The 23,476-nt window shown below is 48.7% G+C and carries 12 protein-coding genes; all 12 read right to left on the reverse strand.

The genetic code is table 11. The features are described from left to right. Positions 1 to 144 precede the first annotated feature (144 nt). The gene (locus tag OLM34_RS00745; RefSeq protein ID WP_264404519.1) at positions 145 to 1,821 is read right to left on the reverse strand and encodes a ribulokinase; all 1,677 of its coding nucleotides are present in this window, start codon (positions 1,819 to 1,821) and stop codon (positions 145 to 147) included. Positions 1,822 to 1,825: 4 nt separating this feature from the next. Then, on the reverse strand, positions 1,826 to 3,331 hold the full coding sequence (gene araA, locus OLM34_RS00750) for an L-arabinose isomerase (protein WP_264404520.1): 1,506 nt from the start codon (positions 3,329 to 3,331) through the stop codon (positions 1,826 to 1,828). A gap of 13 nt (positions 3,332 to 3,344) precedes the next feature. Continuing rightward, a complete protein-coding gene (locus OLM34_RS00755) occupies positions 3,345 to 3,485 on the reverse strand; it encodes a hypothetical protein (protein ID WP_264404521.1) in 141 nt (46 codons plus the stop codon). Between the two features lie 141 nt (positions 3,486 to 3,626). Further along, the gene (locus OLM34_RS00760) at positions 3,627 to 4,331 is read right to left on the reverse strand and encodes an L-ribulose-5-phosphate 4-epimerase (RefSeq protein ID WP_264404522.1); all 705 of its coding nucleotides are present in this window, start codon (positions 4,329 to 4,331) and stop codon (positions 3,627 to 3,629) included. Positions 4,332 to 4,343: 12 nt separating this feature from the next. Beyond that, complete coding sequence (locus tag OLM34_RS00765; protein WP_264404524.1) at positions 4,344 to 6,038, reverse strand: sodium:solute symporter; 1,695 nt, start codon at positions 6,036 to 6,038, stop codon at positions 4,344 to 4,346. 558 nt (positions 6,039 to 6,596) lie between these two features. Next, on the reverse strand, positions 6,597 to 8,261 hold the full coding sequence (locus OLM34_RS00770) for an arabinan endo-1,5-alpha-L-arabinosidase (RefSeq protein WP_264404525.1): 1,665 nt from the start codon (positions 8,259 to 8,261) through the stop codon (positions 6,597 to 6,599). 87 nt (positions 8,262 to 8,348) lie between these two features. Next, positions 8,349 to 10,103, reverse strand: coding sequence for a RagB/SusD family nutrient uptake outer membrane protein (locus OLM34_RS00775; protein ID WP_264404527.1), 1,755 nt, complete (start codon positions 10,101 to 10,103; stop codon positions 8,349 to 8,351). A 29-nt stretch (positions 10,104 to 10,132) separates the two neighbouring features. Further along, positions 10,133 to 13,297 (reverse strand): SusC/RagA family TonB-linked outer membrane protein, encoded by a 3,165-nt coding sequence (locus OLM34_RS00780; protein ID WP_413777172.1) that lies wholly within the window; start codon positions 13,295 to 13,297, stop codon positions 10,133 to 10,135. A gap of 70 nt (positions 13,298 to 13,367) precedes the next feature. Further along, on the reverse strand, positions 13,368 to 15,062 hold the full coding sequence (locus OLM34_RS00785; RefSeq protein ID WP_264404531.1) for a bacterial Ig-like domain-containing protein: 1,695 nt from the start codon (positions 15,060 to 15,062) through the stop codon (positions 13,368 to 13,370). Between the two features lie 202 nt (positions 15,063 to 15,264). Then, positions 15,265 to 19,536 (reverse strand): hybrid sensor histidine kinase/response regulator transcription factor, encoded by a 4,272-nt coding sequence (locus OLM34_RS00790; protein WP_264404532.1) that lies wholly within the window; start codon positions 19,534 to 19,536, stop codon positions 15,265 to 15,267. 135 nt (positions 19,537 to 19,671) lie between these two features. Beyond that, positions 19,672 to 20,844: a Wzz/FepE/Etk N-terminal domain-containing protein gene (locus OLM34_RS00795; RefSeq protein ID WP_264404534.1), complete on the reverse strand. Its 1,173-nt coding sequence runs from the start codon at positions 20,842 to 20,844 to the stop codon at positions 19,672 to 19,674. Positions 20,845 to 20,850: 6 nt separating this feature from the next. Then, entirely contained in the window at positions 20,851 to 23,319 is a 2,469-nt protein-coding gene (locus OLM34_RS00800; RefSeq protein WP_264404536.1) for an SLBB domain-containing protein, read from the reverse strand. Between the last annotated feature and the right edge of the window lie 157 nt (positions 23,320 to 23,476).

Raw genomic sequence — 23,476 nt, forward strand, 5'->3', positions numbered from 1 at the left:
TACTTTGTATTTTGTATTTTGTATTTTGTATTTTGTATTTTGTATTTTATAATCTTTGAAATCATTGACGTATATTCCTGAAGTACAAAAATCGAATTTTGCCGATTCCTTTCATAAGGGAGAGGATATATAGCCAATAAATAATTAATGTTTAGTAAGAATATTCTCGGTAAAATTGCCGATTTCCAGGTACTGTTTATACAACCCGGCATATTTTTCCGCATTCGCGGCATCCGGCGCATATTCACGGTCGAATCCCGGGTTCATTGCAGCCTGAGCATCCTCAACCCGCTTGTAAAAACCTGCTGCCGTAGCGGCAAACATGGCTGCGCCCAATGCACACGCCTGTTCCGTGCGGCACACCTTGATCGGCATGTTCAGCACGTCGCACAGCGTCTGCATCACAAACGGCGATTTCAAGGGAATACCGCCGATAGCGATGATGTTGTCGATCCGCACCCCTTCCTTGCGCATCTGCTCCACGATGGCTTTCGAACCGAAAGCCGTGGCCTCAACCAATGCCTTGAAAATCTGCGGTGCCAAGCTGCCCAGCGTCAAACCCGTAATCGTTCCCGTCAGCTCCTGATTGGCAAACGGCGTACGTCGACCGTTCATCCAGTCCGTAGCCACGAGGGTACTGCCGTTGTCCGTCAGCTTTTCGGCCTCCGCCGTCAATGCGGGAATAATCCGGTTAACCGTCTCCCTGATCAACTTCTTCTTCGTTTCCTCATCCAGGAGCGTGCTCTGCGATACGATGCGGTGCAGCGGAAATTCCAACACCCGCTTAAACCAGGCATACACGTCGCCGAAAGCCGACTGCCCGGCTTCCAGTCCGATCATACCCGGGATCACCGAGCCATCCACCTGACCACAGATACCGGCGATGAGCTTATCGCCCATCTCCTCGTAGGAAGCCACCATGATGTCGCAGGTCGAGGTGCCGATCACCCGAACCATCGTATAGGGCTCGATGCCGGCTCCCACCGCTCCCATGTGGCAGTCGAAGGCGCCGCCCGCCACCACCACGTCGGTGGTAAGCCCCAACCGCTTTGCCCACTCTTCCGTCAGATGTCCCACCGGTACGTCGGCCGTGAAGGTATCCGTGAACAACCGGTCGCGGAAACCCGACAAAAGCGGATCCAATGCCGTCAGGAACTCCTCGCTCGGCAGTCCCCCCCATTTCGCGTGCCACATCGCTTTGTGTCCGCAGGCACAACGGCTGCGCACAATATCTTTTGCCCGTTTCACACCCGTAAGCAGTGCCGGCATCCATTCGCAGTGCTCGACGATCGAATAAGCCGCGCCCCGCACCTGTTCGTCTTCACGCAAAATGTGCAACGCTTTCGACCAGTACCACTCCGAAGAATAGACCCCGCCGCAATAAGCCGTGTAATCGATCTCCCAGCGTTTGGCCAACGCGTTGATCTCGGCCGCTTCCTTCACGGCCGTGTGGTCTTTCCACAACACGAACATGGCGTTGGGATTCTCCGCAAACTCCGGCAACAAGGCCAACGGAGTACCTTCTTCGTCGGTAAATACCGGTGTGCTTCCCGTGGTATCGAAGGCAATGCCGATCACATTTTCGGCTACATCTGCCGGACTCATCGCCAGGCATTCCTTCACGCTCGCTTCCAGCACCTCGATATAATCGAGCGGATGCTGACGGTACCGGTTCTTGGCCGGATTGCAGTACTTGCCTTCCGCCCACCGGGGATAGTATTTCACCGATGTGGCCAACTGCTCACCCGTGCGGGCATTCACCAGTATCGCACGGGCAGAGTCGGTACCGTAATCCATGCCGATGACATATTTTTCCGCCATATCGTTACATCAATGCTTTGTTCAACAAATAATACACTTCGTTATAGCGAAGTTCCTTCTTGAAATCATCCATGGTGGTGTTCTCGTCGATCGTCAGCAGTTCGATGCCCGCAATGTCGGCGTAATCCTCCATAAATTCCTGCGTCAAGGCATACGAAAAGCTCGTATGGTGGGTTCCTCCGGCAAGAATCCAGGCTGCCGCACCCACCTCCAAGTTGGGTTGCGGTATCCACAGTGCACAGGCCACCGGCAGCTTGGGCAACTTCTTGGGTTTGATCACCTCCACGTGGTTCACGATCATGCGGAAACGGTTGCCCATGTCCACGATGGTGGCGGCAATGCCTTTTCCTTCGTGAGCCGTGAACACCAGCCGTGCCGGATCAGCCTTCCCGCCGATACCCAGGGGATGCACCTCGAGGCGCGGTTTCTCCCGCGTGATGGCCGGAGACACTTCCAGCATGTGCGCCTGCAGAATCGCGCTCTTCTCCCCGTCGAAATGATAGGTATAGTCTTCCAAAAACGAGCTTCCGCCTTCCAGCCCCTGCCCCATGAATCCCATCGTGCGGCACAGGGCGGCCGTCTTCCAGTCGCCTTCGGCTCCGAAACCGTAGCCTTCGGCCATCAGCCGCTGACAAGCCAAGCCGGGTAATTGATTCAGCCCGTGCAGCTCGTCGAAATTCGTCGTAAAGGCTTTCGCGCCCTTGTCCTTGAGAAAACGGCGCAACGCCACTTCAATCCGTGCGGCTTCGATCACCTGCCCGCGGTCTTTGCCTCCCTCTTTCACGTTGGGAGCCAACTCGTAAGTCTGTTCGTACTCGTCCACCAGCCGACGGATATCCGCATCGGTCACCCGATCCTGATAGGCAACCAAATCGCCGATGGGGTAATAATCCACATGATATCCCAGCCGCATCTCGGCTTCCACCTTGTCGCCGTCGGTCACGGCCACGTTGTTCATGTTGTCGCCGAAGCGCACCACCAGCATGTCCTGTGCATCCGCCCAGGCGGCAGCCACGCGCATCCACACGGCAATCCGTTCCTGCACCTTCTTCTCCTTCCAGTGACCGACCACCACCTTGCGGTTGCGGCGCATCCGGCTCACGATGTGGCCGAACTCCCGGTCGCCGTGTGCCGACTGGTTCAGGTTCATGAAATCCATGTCGATCTCTTCCCAGGGAATCTCCCTGTTGAACTGCGTGTGCAGATGCAGCAACGGCTTGCGGTAGTTCTGCAGCCCGTGGATCCACATCTTGGCCGGCGAGAAGGTATGCATCCAGGTGATCACCCCGATACACGATGCGGTGGTCTGAGCTTCGGAAAACACCTTGCTGATCTCGGCCGAAGAATTCACCGTACCTTTATATACTACTTTCACGGGCAGTGTGCCCGAATCGTTGAGTCCGTTCACCATTTCGTTCGAATGGGCATCCACGGCAATCACCGCGTCGCCGCCGTACAGCAGCTGTGCACCTGTTACGAACCATACTTCATAATCGTTGAAACTGTTCATATCGTTATCTTTTTTATACGTTGAAATTTGTCATTTTCGTTTGCGGCATGTTTCCCTGCCGTTCTTTATTGTTCTTTTCCGGCCGCTCTTCTTTCATTGTTCTTTCCCTGCCGTTCATTCTTCGCTGTTCACTGTTTTTTTTCCTGCCGCTCATTCTTCACTGTTCTTTTTGCGCCTTTCTTTTCCCTCACTTTCTTTTTCCCTGACGTTTTTCTCTGACGTTTTTCTCTGACGTTTTTCTCTGACGTTTTTCTCTGACGTTTTTCTCTGACGTTTTTCCCTGCGCAGCGGAATATCAACTTCCTTTTTCGCCTGACGACTGTCCGTAATACGCACCGGGACCATGCTTGCGGGAGAAATGCTTCTTGACCAGGTGCGGATTCATCGTCGCCTGCGGATTAATGTCGAGAGTAACGGCCGCCATTTTGGCCACCTCCTCCATCACCGCCGCATGATACACGGCCTCCGCAGCATCCTTTCCCCAACTGAAGGGACCGTGATTCTTCACCAGCACGCCCGGTACATACACCGGATCGATACCTGCAAAACGCCGCACGATCACCTCGCCCGTTTCCCTTTCGTAATCCCCTTCCACCTCTTCGCGGGTCATGTCGGCCGTACAGGGAATGTCGCCGCCGAAATAATCGGCATGCGTGGTGCCCAGGTTGGGAATATCCCTGCCTGCCTGAGCCCACGCCGTGGCATACGTAGAATGGGTATGCACCACACCGCCGATCGCCCCGAAAGCCTTGTAGAGCACCAGGTGCGTCGGGGTATCGGAGGAAGGTTTCAGTCGTCCTTCCACCACCCGTCCGTCCATGTCTACCACCACCATATCCTCCGGCTTCATTTCGTCGTAGGAAACGCCCGAAGGCTTAATCACCACCAACCCTTTCTCCCGGTCGATGGCGCTGGCGTTACCCCAGGTAAAAAGCACCAGTCCGTGTTTGACCAGATCGAGGTTGGCCTGCCACACTTCCTTTTTCAGTTCTTCCAACATAGGCACCATTTTTTACCAGAAATAAATATAAAAAGCCACCGTTATTCCCAGGATAATCACCGTATGGATGATATCCCAGTGGTTCCAGCTGGCTCGCGTCTCGGCTTTCTGTGCCGGCGTAGCCGTACCGAAAACCAGTCCCTGAATCTTCTCGAGAGGCGGCGCTTCGGTGAACAGGCTCACCAACACGATCACCAGGACGCAGAACAGGAACATCATGCCGCAGAAGAACAACCAGTTGATATCGTAAAATACGTATTTGAAAAGCGACTGCGGCGCTCCGGGCACATTACTGTAAAACACGTTGGCTCCCAACCTCAACAGGCCGATGATCAACCCGGTGATCAGTCCCCACATCCCGCCTTTGGCCGAGGTGCGCTTCCAGGTCACGCCCAACAGGAAAGCGGCCGCTATTCCCGGAGCCAACACCGACTGTACGTCCTGCAGATAGGTGTAGAGCACATCGCCGATGCTGCGCATGATGGGAATCCACAAGATGCCCAGCACCACGATTGCCGCCGTGGCCAGCTGACCGATCACCACCAGTTTCTTTTCCGACGTCTGCGGCTTGAACCGCTTGTAAAAGTCGATGGTAAACAGCGAAGCCGACGAGTTGAACAGCGAGGCCAGCGAGCTCATCAACGCGGCCAGAATACCGCACACGATAACCCCTTTCAATCCCGCAGGCAGCAGCTTGGCCACCAGCGTGGGAAAGGCCACGTCGGCATTGATCGTCCCGTTGCTCAGCATCGGCAGAAAACCTGCTCCGCCTGCCCCGATCGACTTCTGATGAAGCGCAAAGGCAATCATGCCGGGTATGAGAAACAGAAATACCGGCAACAGCTTCAGATAGGCACCGAAAATGGTTCCCCGGCGCGACTCCTTCTGGTTCTTTCCCGACAACACACGCTGAACGATGAACTGGTCGGTACACCAATACCAGAACCCGATGATGGCCGACCCCGTCAAGGCGCCCAGCCACGGAAAATTCGGATCCTTGTTGCTACGGATCAGATCCGTCATCACGTTACCATAATCGTTCACCGGCACGGCACCGCAAATGCGCATCATCTCATCCCAGCCGCCCAGCTCCTTCAATCCCAATACCAGAATCACCACGGACCCCAACAACAGGATCGGCGTCTGAAGCACCGACGTGTACAACACCGCACGCATCCCTCCGAAGATGGTATAGAGTGCCGTCAACACCACCAATCCGACCGCGGCAATCCAGAAAAAATCGATTCCCCAAAGCTCCTTTATGCCGAACACCTGTTGAAATACCAGTCCGCCGGCATACACCGTAACCGCCACTTTCGTCAGCACGTAGCTGATCAGCGAAATCACCGAAAGAATCGTCCGCGATTGCGGATTGTAGCGCTTCTCCAAAAACTCCGGCATGGTATACACCATGCTCCGGCTGTAAAACGGAACGAATACCCATCCCAACAACAGAATGAGCCATCCCTGAATCTCCCAGTGTGCCATCGCCATACCGCTCGAAGCGCCCGCTCCGGCCAAGCCCACCAGGTGCTCCGAACCGATGTTCGATGCAAATATCGACGCCCCGATGGCAATCCATGTCGCATCGCGGCCTCCCAAAAAGTAATCGGCAGTGTTCTCCTGCCCCTTCTTCATTACCCATATCACCACACCGATAAGGGCAGCCATGAATGCGGCTATCACAACCCAATCTAATAGTTCCACAAGATGCTTTAATTTAAATGTTCAACTTTATTTATAGTAAATCGGTATTTATAATAAATCTAAATGTACATTAAATCTGTATTTCCCTTTTCGAGTACCTAACCATGCTTCCTTCACCTACAAAAAAAATTGCTTTACCTATTTTAGGATGTGTTTATACGAACTTTTTTCACATCCGAATCGTATATCGCATTTCGCGTACAACTCATGCCCCGCAGCAGGACGATTCATAACGCCTTTCGTACTGCCTTACTCCAAGTATTTCGATTAAAACGGCATGATCAGCGAGTATTTACATAAAAATTCGTGTAAAAATAATACTTATTATTTTACTATTGAATTTAAACAATATGTTATTCAACACATTTTTTAAATTCCCCCTATCCAACACCTGAAAGCGATTTTCATACCTGTTCCAATACAGCAGGCACAGCCGTGGCGGACATGTACTTGCTTAAAACACTTCGGATATTCGTCAAAGCGCATATAAATCGAATATCTTACCTTTTGTAAATCATCCGGCAATCGAAAAGCAACGGTTTCAGGATATAAATCGCATTATTTTACTTTTTTGCCCCAATAGGTTGCATTCAGATTTTTTTCGGTACCCGCATATACCAGTGTCACCCGGCGCGGGGAAGCTTCCCAATCCACCTCACGTTCGACGCAAACAATCACGTTACCCAATTTCAGTTGTTTTTTTGCCACGTCGTAACTCCAATTTCCGGTCAGTGCCCCCGACATCGTCCCGTCGGCATTGAGCGTTAAGGCCGTTGCCGTGTTTTGTCGACCGTAGGTATATTCCAGTTTAATGTGGTCCCATGTCCCGACAAGCGAATCTTTGGTTATGGTACCGTAATCGGGTACGGCAGCATAACGTTCGGGCAGCGCTATCGGCCACAGGTTAGCAGGTTCGTTTATAGAAGCCGGACACCACACAATGCGGCGCACATGCCCCATCATAATGGCATTGGAATAAGGGTTTCCGCCCACATTGACAGGCAATCGCCCTTGAGACATATAAAACCACTCATCGGCATTTTCCTTTTTAAAAATCGCACAGTGCGATATGCCCACCCATCCGTAACCGAGATTAAATTTATACGGGTGGGTTACAATGGGGTAGCAATCGCCTTCACCGTTGGTAAAGTTGCGGCCGGTGATGTCGTAGTATGGCCCGTCGATGTTTTGGCTTCTAACCACTCGCGTGTTGTAAGGCACATCGAGCGCATCGTAAGCCATAAATAAATAATAGTAGCCATCTTTGTATATGATTTCGGGAGCTTCACTGCCCTGCCAGCGCGACGATGCCCGACGCGTGCCGATTCGCTTGCCGTACCGTGCCGTGAGTTCACTTGCACTGTCAGCATAAGGTTCACCGAGCTTGTTGATCGGCTTTCCGGTTGTAGCATCCACTTCCAACAGTGCGAAACCGCTGTGCCACGAACCATGAATAAGGTAATGTTTCCCTTCGGGTGTTACGATATACGTAGGGTCGATGGCATTATAGTAGAAATAGGCATTCCAATCCGACAAACTCGAGCGACTGTAATCCCGTCCGCGATCCGATGACGAAGTGGTAACGAATCCCTTGTCGGTCCAAACAGCACCGGCAGGATCAGTCGATTCGCACATACCGATAAAGGCACGTTCTGTCCAGCTTCCATCAAAGTTGGCCGAAGTGTTGGGTTTCCCTGTTTTAATGTAGTTATCGATGACAATACTGTAGTACATACGCAAGATCTCCTGCCCTCCGATGTTGACCCGGCGAACAACCGGTGCCCAGTAACCGTACTGTATCTCTTCTTCGGAAATGGCCTCGAGCCCCATGCGCGAACGAATGGCGTTGAGCGAGTCGGCAACCCAGGTTGGCGGATCGTAAAAAGGTCCGGCTACCCATTCCCAATTCACCAAATCGGTTGAGCGTTTGCCCTGAAAGTGGCCATGTCCTTCGTGCGCATTACCATACGAAGCATCGGTGCCGTACATATAGTAATACCCCTTGTAATACGCAACCGACGGATCGTGAGTGTTGGCCAGGTTCCACCGGTTTCGGTTTGACCACGATGCAATCGATGAATAGTCGTCGGGATAGGTCGGAATGGTCCAGTTTGTTTCCGAATCAGGCTTTTCTTCCCCGGTTTCAATATCCTCCTTACTGCATCCGGCGGCCAACAGCGTCGTCATGCAGCTAAATAATAACAATATATCCTTTATTCTCATGAGCAATACAATTAATATGTAAAGACTTCCTTATCGACATGCAAAAAAACAGTCGATAAGGAAATCCCTAATGTAATCAAACAATTTCTATTTCACAACAGGATGAATACTCCATTTTTCTTTAAAAGCAGGCCCATTATCTTCATTCTTGTTTGCCGAGTTACCTTTAAGATTCGGATTGGCATTCAGTGTTCCTTGATATATGGGAAAATATTCATGTCCCTTGTAATAATGTTGGAAAGATGAAGCGGTAGCCGTTTCAGCCGTGAGCTCTTCGGTTGAAGCTTTTCCGTCGAGCTTATAATAACCGTGTTCAACCAACTGATTCAGCCGATTCGCATCGTAGAAGAATCCCCAACGAATCAGGTCGATCCCGCGTCCGTTTTCGCAACCGAATTCTTTCGGTCGTTCCACATTTGCTATTTGTTCGAAAAGATGATCAGCAGTCGGGAAGTCTTCGAGTTTCAGATCTTCAAGTCCGGCACGACGGCGAACTTCATTTATGTAATTAATCGCCGTTTGCGTCGGCCCATTGATTTCGTTTTCGCATTCTGCCGCACGCAGCAACACATCGCTATACCGCATCAACCGCAAGTTGATTCCACAATGCAATCCGTTGGTAATCGAGCTGTAGAGATTGGTTCGTGCATTGGTAAACTTGGCTATCGATATACCGCCTTGTGCGGTATTCGACACGGGCGTTGCCGTAATGTTTTTCTGATAAATGATGTTGCAACGCGGATCCCCGTCAGGATATGCCGCCGTTTTCAACCCCGTATAGGAACTATATTCACTTTCGTACGTAACCAGTGTCCAGTATAAACGCGGATCGAGACGACCATCCGTACATTTCTCTTTTTTGAATAAGTTGTACAGCCAAGGTGAGCCCGCCAAGTCGCCCCAACTACCCATTTCCTGAGAAGCGTAATTGCTTTCCACAGCGTGACCCTGAGTTGCTTGAGAACTTATGTTTACCGGCGTCCATTCTTCATCGGTACCTCCTGTGCCATAATCCATAAACTGCACTTCAAAGAGGCTCTCTTTGTTATTTTCGTATGGCGAACCTTCCCTGAAATTGTCGCCATAGTCGTCCATAAGCTCATAATGTCCATACTCACCTTTGATGATATCTTTCAGTACCACGTAAGCCTCTTCATATTTATGACGAAACATCAATACACGAGCCAGGTATCCGGCAGCCGCACCGCATGTGGCACGACCTTGAGCCCATTCGCCGCCTTTATCGCGCGAAGGCAACATCTGCATTGCTTTCGTGAGGTCGGCTTCTATTTGGTCAAACACCTCGTCTTGCGTATTGTTGGCTGCATACATGGTGTTGATGTTTGAATAGGAAGCATAGTCGGTAATCAATGGAACAGTCTGGTAATAGGTAGCCAGGTGATAATATGCCAACGATCGGAGGAAAAGTGCCTGTCCGGCTATCTGATTATACGCCTCTTCCGACATATCCACCGCATCGACTTTCGACAATACGAAGTTTGTGCGGTTCACCACATGATACAAGTCGCGCCACGGCCACAAGTCGCCGATTTCGATTGTACCCGGAGAATTGAGGTTGTCGTACTCCAAATACCACTGTTGAGACGAGTTCCAAACTTCATCGCCACGTACGGCATCCAACGTGTAGCCCACGCGGGCAAAAGTACCTTCGAGCCGTATTCGGTTATAGCAGGCAATGATAGCCTCCTGAAGTTCCGACTCCGAATCACCAAAATCGTACGTTGTCTGATTGTTCGGGTTTACAACATTGAGTGCGTCGTTGCAGGCCGTCAAACCCGCGATAAGCACCAACATCGACAGCATTATATTTAACTTTTTCATAATGATACGCTTTTTTATAAATTAAATCTTCAAAATGACAGGTTTATTCCGAACATGATCGTTCGAGGCGTCGGATACGAACAATAGTTATAACCGGGAGTGAATGTACCTCCGGCAAAGTCCACGTTGTATCCTCTGTACTTCGTCAATGTGGCCAGATTTTGACCCGATACGTATAAACGAATGCCGTGTACAAACCCGCCAAACCAACTGTCGGGGAGGTTGTAGCCCAATTCGACATTGGCAATTTTCAAATAGGTTGCGTTTTGCAGGAAACGTTGACTGAACATATCGTTGGTGATCGAACCTGTCGATTTGTAAGCCACGCGCGGCACATCGGTATTGGTGTTCTCCGGTGTCCAGGCGTTCAACAGATCCACGCTCTTGTTGAGCGCACCATAGGAACTGTGCAAGGTAACATCCACGAAATCCACTACCTTGAAACCGCCGGCTCCAAATGTGGATATGCTCAAATCGAATCCTTTCCACTCCACACTTGCACTCAAACCGAAATGCACGTCGGGGATGCCGCTGCCAAGATAAGTTTGGTCTTCGTTGGTAATCTCCCCGTCGCTGTTAAGGTCGGCATAGGCCACATCACCCGGTTTTGCCCCGGGCTGATTGATGTATAAGCCCTCGGCATTGACCCGGTTATCGATCTCTGCCTGTGACTGAAAAATACCTTCGGAAACGTAGCCGTAGAATGAACCCACTTCACGACCCACCTCTGTACGGCAATAACCATCGGTACGCGGTTCGCCCGAAACACCCAGCTTTGTCACCTTGTTCTTCAAGGTAGAAAAGTTGCCGGTAATGTCATATTTAACCGGATGTTGATGATTGCGATAGGTAAGCTGAAACTCGAGACCCGAGTTTACCATCGTTGCTGCGTTCATCGTTACGGTTTCGTTCGTCACACCTGCATTGGCCGGTACAGCCACACTGTAAAGAAGGTCATCGGATGTCGATTTATACCAATCGAACGTAAATTCCACCCTGTTGTTGAACATACCGAGGTCGAGACCCACATCGAGAGTTCTCTTCTTTTCCCATCGGATGGCCGTGTTTACGTAGTTGGATATCGAAGAACCGGTAACCTTGTTATTCCCGAAACTGTAGGTGTAATTATTCCTTGCCATGATATCCATGTATTGGTATTCGCCTATGTTTTCATTGCCAAGTTCACCGTAGCTGGCACGAATTTTAAACAGGTTGATCGTCGATTCGGGTACCGTGAAGAAGTTCTCGCGTTCGATACGCCAACCGGCCGATACCGAAGGAAACCAACCCCAGCGGTCATCCGGAGAAAGCCGGCTCGAACCATCGCGACGCACGGTTGCCGAGAAAAGATATTTCTCGTCGAAATTGTAGTTGAGACGACCAATATAGGAAGCCAACACATGTTCGCTTTCGTAACTTCCTGCTGAAGTCTCTTCGGCGTTGCTCACCTGCAGGTAGTAGGGTTCGGGCAGATTAACGCCATCGCCGGTAAGCGTGTGGTAGAGTTCGCGCTCGAAAGTTTGACCAACCACCGCATTGATACTATGGCGACCCAGTTTGCCCTCGTAGTTTACATAGTTTTCTATCAGTGCATCGCTATAATTGCGGTAACCCTGCGACAGGCGTTCATTGCTCTTTGACAAATAGTTGGTTGTACTTTGTATAAATGCAGGAACGAATGTCAAGTCCTTTGCCGTGGTTTTGCTGTACGACAAGTTCAGGTTGTAATCGAACTTGTGATTGCTGCTCTCGCGGCCAACCATGGTCAGGAGGTCGACATTTGCAGAACCCGAAGCGACAAAGCGATCGACAATTGTGTTTCTCTTCAGCAAACTATTGGTAAGCAAAACGTTCGTTACCCGCAAGTCGCCATGCACGTCGTCGTAATACGTACCGTATCCGTAAGAGTCGTACGTATATTGCGAGGCCGCCGAAATTTTATCGTCGAGCACCCAGGTCGATTCGTCGTAAGCCTTAATGGTCGGGGGTAAAATCAAAGCCGAGGCCATTACCGGATATTGTGCACCATACAATCCCTGAACATACTCGTTGGCGTTACTGAGCGCCATATTGTCCTGATTGCTGTGGCTGTACACGACGCTCGTTTTGAATTTGATAAACTTAACATCCATGGCATTATTGGCACGAGCCGTGTAACGTTCGAAGTTGGGACCCGCACCCTCCATTGTCCCTTTCTGGCTATAGTAGTCGAGCGCAATGTTGTAGGTATTGTTGGCACCACCGCCCGACATATTGATGTTGTGATTCTGACGAATACCGGTTTTGAACGCCTCGTCAAACCAATTTGTGTTGACTTTCGGCGTACCGTCGGCGTTATACAAATAATTGGGGCTTGTCGGATCGTATCCCGAAGGAACATTCATCCCACTGTTTTGGTAAGCCATCGTGATATACCGGCCATATTGTACGGCATCCATCACATCATATACACCGGAAGCCACTTGGTCTGCACCAAAGTAACCGCGGTAATCTATTCTCATGGGTTGGTTCTTCTTCCCCTGCTTGGTGGTGATGATAATCACACCGTTGGCAGCACGCGAACCGTAGATTGCGGCAGCAGAAGCATCCTTAAGTACCTGCAGCGTCTCGATATCGTTTGGCGAGAAGTCGCGTATGGTTGTTCCCATCGGCACCCCATCTACGACATACAGCGGTGCGGTACTGCCGAACGAACCGATACCGCGAATCCGCACGTTTGGGTCGGCTCCCGGTTGTCCGTCGGAGGTAATTTGAACACCGGGAACTTTTCCTTCGAGCATTGTCGATATGTTGGAGTGCGAAACTTTCTTCATCTCTTCGGTGTTGACTATGGCAACAGCCCCGGTGAGATCGACCTTGCGTTGTGTACCGTAACCGATCACCACCACCTGCTCGAGTTCTTTTATATCCGAAACCAGGGTGATGTTGCCGAGATCGGTTCTTCCACCCACATTTACTTCCGTACTTTTGTATCCCACATACGATACTGTCAGTGTAGCATCCGAAGGAACAACAATAGAAAAGTTACCGTCGATGTCGGTAACGACACCATGTGTGGTGCCTTTTTGTTGCACCGTCGCACCGGGAAGCGATTCACCGTTCTCGTCGACGACTTTTCCCTTTACGGTAATTTCACCGGTTTGATTTATCGACATCGCATCGGCACTGCCGATCCCGTCTGCATAAGTTGCCATTGCTAACGTGAGCAATCCCGACAGAATTAAATAGAAATATTTCATAGTTTACTTATTATTAGCTTTGTGATTATTCAACAATAACAATGTAGGCCCCTTCTATTACGAGTGCACAATTCAGGTCGGCACTGTCAACGGTAATACCCGCATACTTTTGGAAATGTTTTTCGCCGTTGGCATACGTAACATCGTAAAGCACATCGGCCGTGTTGTTCCCGTTGTTTGTAACGGTAAGAATGATCTTGGAGCCACTGATGTTTGAAGCGAAGGTATCCCAATTCCAGTCACTTGTGGCGGTGGCTGTACTATAACCGTCGCCCCATCCGAAATTATCCATACGGACCACGGCATATTCGGTTTTGTCGGCTTTCCGCAAAATGGTGGAAGGACTGTGATAGTTGGCAAGGTTGTCGGAATAGCAATACATTTTTATCGTCTTGCTACGACCCGACGGAACAGCATAGTCATCGGAGAATGCCGTCCACCATGCAGAAGAGAAGTCGGTAGCACCTACCTGACCTATACCCTTTACAAGAGTCACCGAAACGGTGGTCGTCACCGTGCCTGATGTACCCGTATAAGACACGGTCACTTCCTGAGCACCTTCCACAGGTTGGATTTTGCCGAACTGAAGCTTATCGTTATCCATAACCGCCGTTGTACCGTCGGAATAGGTAGCCGTCACAACCATGCCTGCCGGATTGAACCGGATAGGATCGCTATTGTAGAAATAGTAGGTCGTTATGTACGGCAACGTCGTAACCTCCAGACTCACCACAGGATTTGTCACCTCCAGGGTATAGACGGTCGATACAGCCTTGCAGTATGCTCCCTGTTTGGTTTTGTTGTAAGCCACAACCACCGTCTTTTTCCCGAGAGTTGTCATATCGGGAATAACATTGAAAGACAAATCCGAAAAATCGACTTCAGTGGAAGATCCGTCGGCAAAAGTAACCACAGCTTTCGCGTCGCCCCAGAAATCGTCGTTGCCGAATTCGACAAACTCCGGAGCACCCTCGACCGTAATTGAAACCGGTTCGACATCTTCCACAACAGTCACTTTCGAAGGGATGAGATAAGCTTCCTTCATCTCGAAATGACTCCCGTCGCAAACCAAGAAAGCCACGATATCTTCCGTAGCAGAAACCGGTTGCTGATACGTCATCACCAGCTCTACCCCATTTGTACCCACCGCCGTAGCCGTTACAAACACATTGCCGGTCGGCGAATGATCAATTTCCAACGTAACATGAGCCCCTTGCATGGTAGTTCGAAAGTCGTTCCAGATATCACCATCCCCATCGATGTCGGGATAGTTATGGGAGATCATCTTGAGATCGAAATCATCGTTACCCCAGCCGTAGGCATCCGAGCGAAGAACAAAATATTCCGCATAGTCGGCGGCATCACGATCGGCAACATTGGCAACAACAAGATTCCAGTTGTTCCAGTTGTTGACACCGGTACCGTGGTTCACAAACTCCAAATGCAACAGTTTGTTTGAAGGAATAACGAAATAATCCGAAAAAGCCGTCCACCAGGCAGCACTGTTATCTTCCGCTCCAACTATCGTCGTAGCGATGTCGATATACGTAGTATCGCCGGTTGAATGCTTAGCCTTTTCGGCCGCAATCGAATCGATCCTGCTCTGCAGGTCAGCGGGCGCATCAATGGAATAACCCTCCAATTTTTCGCACCCGGCAAAGGCAATTACAGCCAACATTGCCGCGTACAAAGCGCACTTGATTAATTTAGTTGTCTTCATAAAATTAAATTTGATTATTTATCACTTATTATCGAAATTAAGGTGCATGCTATCATAATATGAATCTAACGTAACGTAACTTAACAAACAGCAAGACACTTTTATGAATGCAAAGATTCGAATAGTTTGGTTAACAAGGGTGGACAAAAGATTAAATAAAGTGGATAAACGAACACAGGTTTATTTTTAACACAGCATACGCTTACTCTTCCATCAATTTACTCGGGGTAATGTTGAACTGGCGGGTGAAACAGCGGGTGAAATATTTCGGATCGTTGAATCCGACTTCATAAGCAATATCGGATATGGTTTTGTTTTTGGTTCCCTTGTTGTGAAGAATAAGATTGTAAGCCAAATTCAGCCGATAAACACGAATAAATTGTCCGGCAGACTTCCCGCTCAACGCATTGAGTTTCTTGTTCAACAACGATTTACTGACGTTCATCGCCTCCACGAAATCACGCACATCGAACGCCGGATTCTGATAGTTCTGTTTCATGATTTCGAGCACATTTTCCATGAACTTTTTGTCTTTCGATTCTTCGCTCAACTCAAGTACCGAAGTATCCATTTGACTGATCAGCTGTTGTTGATAACGATCTCTTGCCTTCAGTATATTCTGTATTCGGGCAAGCAGCACTTCTTCGCTAAACGGTTTCACCAAATAGGAATCTACGCCCAACCGGTAACTTTCGGTTCGGGTACTTTCCGACGATTTGGCAGTTAGCATCAAAAACGGAATATGCGACAACTCGATATTCTCTTTTACCCGCTTCGACAAGGTCAAACCATCCATCACAGGCATCATCAGATCGCTGATAATAAAATCGATATTGTGTCTTTGCAAAATCGTCAAGGCCTCTTCCCCGTTAGCCGCTTCTATGGTGTTGTAATACGGATTCAAAATCGAACAAATGTATTTCCCCATGTCTATATTGTCTTCCACAATCAGAAAACAACGCTTATCCTTGTCCCATTCTTTGTAATTATTCCTGTCTTCGATATTCTCCTTATGCTCATTTGCATGTACGGAAACCGGCTCGGTCGAAACCCCTTCCGCCGCATTTGGATTTGTCCGATGCAACGGCAAGATCATTCGGAAAGTGCTCCCTCCGCTTTTGTTATTCTTTGCCCGGATTTTTCCTCCAAGCATGTCAACGAGTTGCTTGCACAGATATAATCCGATTCCCGTTCCACTCTGTCCCTGAACCGTATAATGCGCATGATTTCGGCTCTGATAGAAGCGCTTGAATATTTCGTCCAACTCTTCTTCGGGAATCCCCGTACCCGTATCTTTTACCGCCAGGTACAATCTTTCGGATTGCCCATTCGACCCATCGCCGAGCGATTTGGCATACAGGGTTATCGTTCCACTGTTGGGGGTATATTTTATGGCATTCGACAGCAAATTGGTCAGTATTTTACGGAAAGCATCTTCATCGAAGAAAAAATCCGGTTCCGGCAAATCGCAAACCATACGCAATTCAAGATCCCGTTCTTTCAGTTGAAAGGCAAACTGCTCGGAAAGCGAATTCAGAAAAACCATAAAATTGCCCTGCTGATAATTGATTTCCGTGCGTTGCGATTCGATTTTCCGGAAATCCATCAACTGATTGATAAGCGTGAGCAAATATTTCGAATTACGTTCGGCAAAATGCAACTGTTCAATCACATACGGATTGGTACTCAACCGCAGCGCACGTTCCACGGGACCGGCAATCAAGGTAATCGGCGTGCGGAATTCGTGAGTCAGATTGGTAAAAAAATCCAACCGTTCCTGATTCATTTTCTGCACTTTTCGCGACATATCCACAATCTGCTCTTTTTGGCGCAAAATTTCCTCTTTTTGCTGATTGAGCGCCACATTTTGCTGCGCCAATTCAAATTTTTGTCTTTTCAGTATTTCATTTTGGTTTTCAAGTTGTTGCGTGCGTTCGTCCACTATTTCCTCCAATCTTTTGTGCTGCTCTTCATACGAACGGATACGCCAAAAATACCACGACAAAATCAAAAAAAGAAGGAAAGCGACAATCAGCGATTTAAACCAAAACGTCTTATAGAAATAGGGTTTGATGCGGATCTCGAACTGCGTTATTTCTCCGTAATCTTTCCGGTTTTTGGGCGTATATTTCACCTGAAAAACATATTTGCCGGGAGGCAGATTCATATAAGCCGCCGAATGCTCGTTTTTGGGCGCCTCTATCCAGTCTTCATCATAGCCCAACAGTCGGTAAGCATATACATAATGGTATGTCGAAAAGTAATTCAGGGCCGAAAAACCGATCCTGAACGATTTGTCTTTTTCGTGGATCACCATGCGATTGCTGATCGAAATATCGGCATCGATACATTTACCGGGAAAAACCGGCCGGTTATTTACCACCAAATTGGTCAACGTCACCGTATATTTTCGAACATCCGAAAATATGGATTTGGCATCGATGCCGATCAGTCCGTCGACCGTACCGAAATACAAGGTACCGTCGTCGGTTTTGCAGTAGGCATTCCAATAAAACTGGCTGCTGCACAAACCGTCCTCCTTATACAAATTCGAAAATTGGCCGTTTTTCACATCAAAGAAAGAAAGGCCGTTATTCGTGCTGATCCACAAATTGCCGGAATCGTCTTCCAGGATACCCCGCACATTGTTGCTCGCCAACCCATCCGCCATCGTATAATTTCTGAACGTATCGTTCCCTTGCTTATCGGTCATGCGCCGGTACAAGCCGAACCGGTCGCTCCCCAGCCATAAAACGCCTTTGCTGTCCAAATAAATACAGGTAATTTTATCGATCAGTCGCGATTGCGGATTATCCGGTTTGTATTTGTAATGCGTATATGAAAAAAAATCCTTCCCTTCACGATTCAAATTCACCACATACACCCCCTCGTCGCAGCCGATCCACAACCGGTTGTTTCTGTCGATGGCCGATCCGATGATGTTACTGATGGACGTTGACGACCGGTCGTTAAACGGAACCGTGAGCTTTTCCGTATTCAGGTCGTAGAAATACAATCCCTGATTGGTTCCCAGCCACATCCCCCGGTTAATTGTATCGTATTGCAGTGCACCTACGAAATCGATCAAAAAGCCCGGCTCACTTGCCGCATTCAGGTAGCGCGATGCCGGTTTCGCCGGATTTTTCCGATCCAACAGGGTGACGCCGTTTCCCCATGTACCCACCCAAAGGCGGTCTTCATCGTCGATACTCAACGCACTTACCGAATTATGGCCCAAGCGTGCCGACGAAACGGCAGTGAAATGTTCAAAAAAATTCGTCCCTTTTTTTCTCCGGTTAAGCCCACCTTCCACCGTTCCAACCCACAAATTTCCGTCCCCATCTTCCAAAATCGCATTCACCGGATTTTTGGAAATGCTGCCCGGCGTATTTTCTTGATGGGTATAAATTTTCACGTACACGTTGCGAGGTGTAATTTTGTTCACACCCCCGGTTTCGGTCCCTATCCACAGGATATCGCCCGACGAAAACAAACAGTTAACGAAATTGCTGTTCAGGGTAATTTTGGTTGAGTTTTCGTCCCGACAAACGCGCTCGAATCGATCGGTCGACGGCTGATAAATATTTATGCCGTTGAGGGTCGAAGCAATCAACATTTTGGAAGACGTCACACACAAATCGGTAACAAAATCCTGCGATATCGATCGCCCGTCATTTGCGTCGTGTACGTATATTTTTACGGCATCTTCATTTTTGAAATACCGGTACAACCCCCGGTCGGTTGCCATCCAAACCTCGTTTTCTTTCCACAGGATTTTATTAACCTGCGTATGGCGCGGGAAAACCAATTTCTGCGAAACCGGTTGCGTCCGTATCGTCTCATTTCCGTTATCGACAAACGTTTTTAAAATTTTGTCGCTTACGCCGATCCAGATATTCCCATCCCCATCGATGTCGGCCATGGCAATATAGCGCACCGGATGATCGTCGATGGTCAGTTTGAAAACCGATTCGATTTCCCCATCCGCGTTCAACACGATTTTGTACAACGTGTTTATCGAAAACAACCAAAAATCGCCTTTCGCATCTTTTTCCAGATTAAGGACGGTTTGATTCGAAAAAGAAAAATCGCCATCCGCCCCCGGAAACAAATCCACAAGTTTTTGTTCCGAAAGCGACAACACATCCAACCCTCCATCCGAAGCAATCCACAGCCTTCCGAAATCATCCTCGCATACCTTGTGCACGGAATTTCCTTTCAGGCCGACGGGAAAACTGTTCATGGTATAATGCACGAATTCATAGCCATCGAATCGCGAAAGACCGTTTCCGGTGGCAAACCACACAAATCCGCGCTTGTCCTGATAAATATCGTCAACAAAATTGTGCATCAACCCGTTATCCATCACGATATAATCGATGAGGTAATTATCGGATGTAAAGCGTTGGGCCAAACACACAACCGAGGACAGCCAAAGCATGAAAACCACGATAAGAAAGGGTCGCATTTTCATCCTACTAAAATCAATGGAGTTTCCACAAATTTAGCACAAAAAATACAATACGCAAAACAGCAGATCGGTTTGGGTAAAATACACCGCCCTCCAAGCAGAAAAATGGAGATTTTTATTGGCAATAACGTACCGCGTTCAAGCGTCGGCGGGTTGTTGCTTGATTTCGCGGGAAAGGTGGTTGAAAAAGGGCGCGGCAAACACCCAGCCGATAGCAACAATCAGCCCCAAAAATACAAACACCACCAGGATCATCCCTCGACGGGGAGCACTTTTTTCTAAAGGAACTATAACGGGATCAATTACCGTAAAAACCGGTTGAGTTTCCTTAACGGATAATTTAGCCTGTTCCAATTGTCTGGCTAACTCATTATACACCGTGAAAGCAATATTATACTCATTCCGCAATTGTTGCTCAGTTGTCCTAGCCATTGCAGTAGTCAGCCCTCGATTTGCATCCTGAAATGCAGCAAGAGCCGTCTGTTTTCGAAAAAATTCTTTTTTAGCCTCTTCATAGCTTCGTTCAACAAATGCCAAATTTTCTTTCACTTTTTCAGTCTTGTAAGTTATTACATATTCTTCGAGCGTTTTACGAAGTTGCTCTGTAATTTGAGCAGCAGCCTCAGGTTCAGGAAATGTATACCCAAGGGTAATATACTTTTCTTTTTGATTATATTCGTATTGAACGGCATTTTTGATCGCATTGCAAACAGCCTGTTTCTGAGGTGTAATTACGAATACGGAAGGAACGCTGTCATTATTTTCTTTGGCAAGCGAAGTTGGATTTGTAATCCCGGCAGGTTTGAATAACGAAATTAAGGTGCCCGGCAATCCTATCGTATATTTTTTGATAGTGCTGACAATATTAAAAGTACGGTATTTTTTGTCGGAGTAATATTCATACAACGTAATGGGTTTATCCTTCGACTTTTTTACTGTGATCGGGATTTCCATCATTGCTTCGGCAAAAGGGAAACTTTGAATGATGGTCGGATACATCACAGGAGAAATAACCCCTTCCGATATAATGCTTGTTCCAATATTTACACCTACAATCGATGCCAAACCACCTAAATTCCCTCCTTGGTTATCTTTCCCTTGTGGAACTACAACACATTGAGCCGTATATTCCACCGGCGAAAATAACGCAATAAACAATCCTATAAGCAAGAAAATTCCTGTCGTCTTGAGGATGAATTTGCGTTTATGCCACAATTTGCCCAGCAGCTCCGTCAGATCGATTTCTTCCTCGCCAGCCGGTGTCGAAGATACCGGAACCGTAGGGATCGGTTGTTTGTAGTTTTCATCCATGGCGGCTTATTTTATCAGATTCGTAATGAGCAGTCCCAGTGTGGCAATCGAATTGCCGATACCCAATATTTCGGGAAGCGATATCTGTGAACGTTCCGGCTTCTCCGGTATAATGATTTCACATCCCGGCTCTATTTTCGCCCTACGGCCCGTAGCCACCTGCCCGTTCATGTAAATCACAAACGCTTTGCCCTTCATGGCCAGACGCGAATAACCGCCGGCCATCTCCACATAATCGTCCAAATTCTTCTTTTTGCTGAATGCCACCATATTGGGATACAGCACCCCTCCCGAAATCTTTACGGTAGGGTTGTAAATCGGTACAGAAAGCACATCGCCCTCCCGCAGCACAATATCGTCTTCGCTTCCCGGGTTTTTTAATGCCTTTTCGAGATCGATACCCACATATTGATAACGCAAATCCAAATCGGCCACCAAAGTAGAATCTTTCTTCATCAGGGAATCCGATGGCATGACTTTCTCACTTTCCAACAAAGTTTTGGCCATCAATGCTTCACGTGTACGCCGCTGTTCCGCTTCGGTCAGTTGACGTTGCAGTCGTGCTCCCTTAGGATAAGCAAATTGGGTAAGCCCTCCTGCCCTATTCACCAGCGACGACAACCGCTCGTCTTTGGTCAATTTGGCATACTGCCCGCCAAACAACACCTCACCCTCGATCGCCACATTTTGTTGGGGTTCATATCCCGGCGAACGACGCACGAACACCTCGTCGAAAGGCTCCAATGTAAACGATTTGTCGCCGCTGATGATCAGTCCGTTTTTCAACGAAAAGCTGAACGCCTCGCCCGTCACACCGGAATCGATTGTACTTTCGGGTTTCTTTATCCTCCGATACACATCGATACGGGCAGTGGAAGCCGATTCGCGCAACCCGCCCGCCTGCACAATCACATCCTCGATCGACATATTGTCGGCATAGGCATACGTACCCGGAGCGCGCACCTCACCCCCCACACTGATCGTAAAATTATCGAGCAGCGAAATCACCGAAGGAACGAACAGGCGATCGTTTTTGCGCAAGGGAACATCGGGAATGCGGTTGTTCAGCAACGCCTCCACATCCACCGACTCCACAATGGGAGTCAGATCCTCTTTCTCGCGATAGAGCAACGCCCGCGACAGGAAAGCATCCTCGCGCGGACCTTGAGCCATCTTCATCAGATCGCCCACCGTCTTTATATCGTCTCCGATGGCATAACTTCCCGGACGCATCACGGCACCCTCGACGGACACCCTGTTGGCAAAGCGGGTAAGAATATTGCCCACGGAGATCTGGTCGCCGTCGCGCATCCGAAAATCGGGAAACTGCAGCGCATTCACCGTATATACCTCCATCTCGCTTGTTCCTTTGCGGCGCAGTTGCACATTCTCCTTATATGCTTCACCCCGGAACCCGCCGGCAAAACGAATCAGGTCGTCCAACGTTTCGTTTTCCTTCATCTCGTACCACATCGGTCGCTTCACCTCGCCCGTTACCTGAGCCAGTACACCATACGGATCCACCTTGATAATATCGCCGTCGCGCAACGTAATATCTCCCGCATTGTTGCCGTGCATCAGGTATTCGTAGATATCGATGACCGCCTCCGTCTTGCCCGCCCTAAAAACACGGATCGTACGCAGGCTGCCGATTTTGTTGATGCCCCCCGCTGCATACAGCGCATGGAAAGCCGATGCGAACGACGACAGCGTGTAGGTACCCGGCGTCACCACCTCACCCATCACGTTTACCCGAATGGTACGCACATTCCCTACCGATATGGCCAGGAAGGTACGCGGTTCGGGGGAATCCAGATCGGAATAAATCGTAGAAAAAGCATTGCGTATATGCGCCGTTGCCTGATCCACCCGCATGCCGCTCAGCTGAATCCGTCCCAATCCCGGTACGGTGATATGCCCGTCGGGAGCTATGGTATAACGCACATTCAATTCGGAATTTCCCCATATATCGATGATCACCTCGTCGCCCGGCCCCAGTACATAGTTGGCCGGCGTCGGCATATTCATGTTCGGCTCGAAGGTAAGGCGATGGGTGGAGAAAAAATCCTGCCCGAAAATTTGCTCTTCCTGAGGAATAATCATCCACCCCGGTATATCCCTTATCAACGAATCTTGCAGAAACATACCTTCATCTTTCATTCTTTCCTTTTCATCTGGATAAGGGAACATTCCTTTTGATGTTCTCCCATATTGATTTTTCAGATCATAATTGGAACGTAAAACATTTGGTTGAGAATTCTTTTCGTATCCGTATCGCTTTTTCAAGCGTTGGAACTGATCCACGGTAACCCCCTTTTTTGTCAGTTCCAAATAGATTTGTTCCTGTGTCATCCCGGCATTGCTGTAATTCATCATCTCCTGTAGTATTTGTTCGTCGCTCATTTGCGCAACAAGCGAAGTCGAGATGCACAACAAAATCACCAGGATCCCATAAATACGTGTCAGTTGCTTCATAACGTGCTGTTTGTCTATGTTTGATCGCGTTCAATCGGGTTTGGTCGATCGGATTTGTTGACCCGGAACACTATTTTGGAGCAAAATTAATGGAATTTTTCAAAAAACAACCCATCCCCCTCCAAAAATTCTGCTCACTTTTTTTCAACTCACTGCA

This window comes from Anaerorudis cellulosivorans, assembly GCF_025943985.1.
Lineage (GTDB): Bacteria > Bacteroidota > Bacteroidia > Bacteroidales > Dysgonomonadaceae > Anaerorudis > Anaerorudis cellulosivorans.